Source organism: Vibrio sp. SG41-7 (genome assembly GCF_014164465.1).
In the GTDB taxonomy this organism is placed as follows: domain Bacteria; phylum Pseudomonadota; class Gammaproteobacteria; order Enterobacterales; family Vibrionaceae; genus Vibrio; species Vibrio splendidus.
In genome coordinates this window covers 1-4,561 of record NZ_JACJFF010000209.1, presented here as the reverse complement: position 1 = coordinate 4,561, position 4,561 = coordinate 1, and the positions used below count along the sequence as shown (strand labels likewise).

4 protein-coding genes are annotated in these 4,561 nt (G+C 39.9%); all 4 read left to right on the top strand.

The window, feature by feature from the left end:
* The first annotated feature begins 108 nt into the window (after positions 1 to 108).
* Genes lpxM through H5300_RS25605 form a run of 4 tightly spaced genes read left to right on the top strand, consistent with a single transcriptional unit; the run spans position 109 to position 4,440 of the window.
* Positions 109 to 1,095: a lauroyl-Kdo(2)-lipid IV(A) myristoyltransferase gene (gene lpxM, locus H5300_RS25620; protein WP_182797251.1), complete on the top strand. Its 987-nt coding sequence runs from the start codon at positions 109 to 111 to the stop codon at positions 1,093 to 1,095.
* On the top strand, positions 1,095 to 2,153 hold the full coding sequence (gene waaF / locus H5300_RS25615) for a lipopolysaccharide heptosyltransferase II (RefSeq protein ID WP_182797250.1): 1,059 nt from the start codon (positions 1,095 to 1,097) through the stop codon (positions 2,151 to 2,153). The genes lpxM and waaF overlap by 1 nt, the downstream gene beginning before the upstream one ends.
* On the top strand, positions 2,147 to 3,427 hold the full coding sequence (gene waaA, locus H5300_RS25610) for a lipid IV(A) 3-deoxy-D-manno-octulosonic acid transferase (RefSeq protein ID WP_182797249.1): 1,281 nt from the start codon (positions 2,147 to 2,149) through the stop codon (positions 3,425 to 3,427). The genes waaF and waaA overlap by 7 nt, the downstream gene beginning before the upstream one ends.
* On the top strand, positions 3,424 to 4,440 hold the full coding sequence (locus H5300_RS25605) for a glycosyltransferase 52 family protein (RefSeq protein WP_182797248.1): 1,017 nt from the start codon (positions 3,424 to 3,426) through the stop codon (positions 4,438 to 4,440). The genes waaA and H5300_RS25605 overlap by 4 nt, the downstream gene beginning before the upstream one ends.
* Positions 4,441 to 4,561 lie beyond the last annotated feature (121 nt).

The window sequence follows — 4,561 nt, the reverse complement described above, 5'->3', positions numbered from 1 at the left end:
TTCAATGTTCAATGTAACTTTAATGCTTAATGCTTAATGCTTAATGCTCGATATAACTTTGATACTCAATAATAACAGCGGTTCAGACAATGAACTGCTGTAGTAGTGATTATGACCCAAAGAAACGATTTTGATCCAAAAGCTTATAATCCAACATTCAACCGAAGCTTCCTAACGCCTAAATTTTGGGGAACTTGGTTAGGGGTTATTGCTGGCCTCCCTCTTGCAATATTACCTCTCAAAGCTCAAAAATGGCTTGCTAAAACCATTGCAGCTAAACTCGCAAAATCTCAAACTGGGCCTGCGCACCGCAGTCGTGTTAACTTTGAACTCTGCTTCCCAGAGAAGACATTCGAAGAGCGTGAAGCCCTGATTGAAAAAACACTGTTTACTGCATCACTATTTTTCATCCGCTTTGGTTTATTGAGTTTGAAACCCGCTTCCTGGCTAAAGAAGCGTTGTAATATTAAAGGCTTAGATATATTACAAGGCCACATTGACGCTAATGAGAATGTCATATTAATGGTGCCTCACTCCTGGGCGATTGATGTACCAGCCATTCTTCTTGCGTCTATGGATATGCCAGTATCTGCCATGGCAAAGAAACAAAAAAATGATGTTACTGATTGGCTTATGCACAAACAGCGTGTTCAACACGGTGGCCGTGTATATGAACGTTCTGGTGGAATAAAACCATTTTTGAAATCAATTCGAGATGGCTATATCGGATACTACCTGCCAGACCAAGACCATGGCCCCGAACATAGTGTTTTTGTCGATTTTTTCGCGACAAGAAAAGCGACGCTGCCAGGCTTGGGTAAAATAGCGAAGCTGTCTCGGGCAAAAGTCTTGCCATTGTTTGCGTCAATGAACACCGAAGACGGCTCTTTTAATATCGAGATATTACCGGCTTTTGAACTCGATAAAGGCGAAGAGCAAGACGCAAGAACGTGTAATCAAGCTATCGAATATTTCGTTGAAGACAAACCTGAACAGTACATGTGGATACTTCAGCTTCTGCACTCTCAAGAAGATGGCAATAATTACTACAACCTCTTCAAACCAAGATACAAAACAGACTGGCGCATAAAGTAATGAAAAAGATCCTAATTATTGGTCCTTCATGGGTTGGCGACATGGTTATGTCTCAATCACTCTATATTGTATTGAAGAAGCTTCACCCTGAAAGCCAGATAGATGTGATTGCTCCTGGGTGGTGTAAACCAATCCTTGAACGTATGCCAGAAATACACCAAGCAATTGAGATGCCTATTGGCCATGGCGCATTTAATTTATTGGGTCGTCGAGAGATAGGTAAATCTTTGCGCGCAAACCAATATGACCACGCCTATATTTTACCGAAGTCTGCTAAGTCTGCCCTTATCCCTTGGTTTGCCAATATCCCACTGCGCACAGGTTGGAAAGGTGAGATGCGCTATGGTCTATTAAACGACCTGCGCCCAAATATGAAGTCATTTCAATTCATGGTTGAGCGCTATGTTGCCCTAGCCTATACCGAAAAAGAGATGATTGACTCTTCATCATTGGGTGGCCTAGATACTCTTCCTCGCCCTCAATTATTCATTAATGAAACGGAACAAACAGCAACCATTGCCAAGTTTAACCTAGAGAATGACAGCTCAATTATTGGCTTATGTCCAGGTGCTGAGTTCGGCCCAGCCAAAAAATGGCCGGAAGAGCACTACGCAGAGGTTGCTACCAACATGAGCCAAGCGGGCAAACAAATATGGCTATTTGGCTCTCAAAAAGACTTGGAAACTTGTAACAACATCAGAGCATTAGTACCTAAAGAGCTGCAACACCGTATTCATGTTTTAGCTGGCCAAACAAGCTTAATTGAAGCTGTTGATTTATTAGGTGCGTGCGACACCGTGGTTGCCAACGATTCAGGTTTAATGCACGTCGCTGCTGCAGTCGGTTGCAATGTCGTTGCGGTATATGGCTCCACATCACCTAAATACACTCCACCGTTGGCTGAGAAAGTCGAAATCGTTCATACCGATATTGACTGTCGCCCATGTTTCAAGCGCGAGTGTGAATTCAAGCACCTGAAATGCCTTACTGAGCTGTCTCCTAAGCAAGTGCTCGATAGCATTCAAAAACTGGAAGCCATTTCGGTCAGCGCATGCTAATCCGCATTCTTTATACAGCTGTGCTAACACTAGCAGCACCAATCTTGCTATTTGGCTTATATAAAAATAAACCCAATAAGCCTAAGTTTGGTGCTCGCTGGAAAGAGCATTTTGGTTTCACTCCAAAGTTAGTCAGTGACGTATCTCCCATTTGGATTCATGCGGTCTCTGTTGGTGAAAGCATTGCCGCTGTACCTCTGATTAAAGAACTAAAGAAACAAGCCCCTAATCAACCCATTTTGGTCACCACAACCACAAGTACCGGGGCTGAGCAAATCGAAAAGCTCGGCGATCTTGTTGAACACCGTTACATGCCTATCGACTTTAGCTTTGCTGTTAAAGGTTTCCTAAAAGCGATAAAACCAACACAGATGCTGATTATCGAAACCGAGCTTTGGCCAAATACGCTTAACGTGGTGCATAACGCAAGAATTCCAATTACCGTCGTTAATGCTCGTCTATCAGAAAAGTCATGTAACAACTATGCCAAGGTTCAACCGCTATTTAATTTGCTGCATCCCTGTCTAACCAAAATACTTTGCCAAACTGAATCTGACGCTGCACGCTTCGAATGTTTAGGTGTAGATAAAAACAAATTGGCTATCACAGGCTCAATTAAGTTTGATATTCAAATTTCAGACGAAGTAAGAGAAAAAGGCAAAGCACTAAGGGCTGAGCTTGGTGCAACCCGGCCTGTATGGATAGCTGCCAGCACTCATAAGGGTGAAGATGAACAGGTGTTGGATGCCCATCAGAAGGTTCTAGAGGCACATCCAAATGCACTTCTTATTATAGTTCCTCGCCACCCAGAGCGATTTAATAGTGTGTTTGAGCTTTGCCAAGCACAAGGCTTTGAAACCGTCCGCCGCACAAGTCAATCATCACAGTCCGAATCAACCCAAGTTTATCTTGGCGATACGATGGGAGAAATGTTGATACTAATTGGTGCTGCCGATATCTGCTTTATGGGTGGAAGCCTAATCGGAGATAAAGTAGGTGGGCACAATGTATTAGAGCCCGCAGCTTTAGGGGTACCTGTAATCACAGGACCAAGTTACTACAACTTCACTGAGATAGTGGTAATGTTACAGAATAAAAAAGGAATAGTCGTTTTAGATAGCGGGGATTTATCTCTATATGTTTCTTTTTACCTTCAAAAAATCGATAGACGAATTGAATTAGCTAGCCGTGCTGGATATATAGTGAGATTGAACCTTGGCGCAATAAATACTACTATAACTAAAATACACACTATTTCAGGAAGACAAATATGAACATATACATTGTTACTTCTCCATTCCAATATATTTGCGCAAATGAGGCGAGATTAACATATAAAACAAAAAATAATATTCTCATCCTTGTAAACCAAGTTTCAGAACCTGGTATAACCCAGCAAAAAAAAATTGTAAAACTAAAAGATTGGGATCATATCATATCTATTAGCCGAGAAAGTAGAACAACAAAAATACCTTACGTAATTAAAAAAATAAGAAAAATAACAAACAATAGTAAAATCGAGCACATTTTCCATGGAGAGTATAAATCATGGAGAACAAAGTTAATAATTAGAAACTTACCTATAGAAAAAGAAGTATATTTTGATGACGGGACTCTAACTATAAATGAATACGAGGAAAGTATTCGAACAAAAGAAGTTTACTATCGGCCTAGATTTCTTCAAGATTTTATTATTAAAATTTTAGGTTGCAAACCAATTGGTAAAATTTATCAGAGCAAAAATCTTGAAATATTCACAATATTCGACATCCCTCACCCAGAGCATAAAATAAAGAGAAACAATCTATTTTCTCTCAAAGAAAAATACAATTCTGAGTCTTTGTTTAACAAAGATGCTCCAATAGGATTTATTGGACAAGGTGCTATTGGTCATAAAAGAAGAAAAACAATAGATGCCTATATATCTGAGTTAAAATACTTCATTGAAAGGCATAATAAACCAATTATCTACTTCCCTCATAGAACAGAGTCAGATGAACTAAAAAACCGTATTAGCCAAATGCAACAAGTAAGTTACCATGTAAGCGAACTTCCTCTAGAAATGGAAATATTAGAGAATCAAATACATTTATCTGGTTTAGTTGGTATATTATCTACCGCACAATACACTGCCTTAATGCTGTACCCTAACATGCCCATATACAACTTACATAATGAATATGACGAGTCTTTTCAGCTTACAGATTTAGTCAGTAAACGAGAACAAAGAATCTATGATCTTTTTTCGAAAAGTACTATTATTAATATAGACGTAAAAAAAAGGTAATCGTTCACCAAGGTAACTTGACTTGATATTAACGGAGGGTGAGAGCCGCCTAGAGATCAAAGACGTTGGGGTACGGCCTCTTCGCCACAACAGCCGTGATGATTTCACTCAACACTGACAT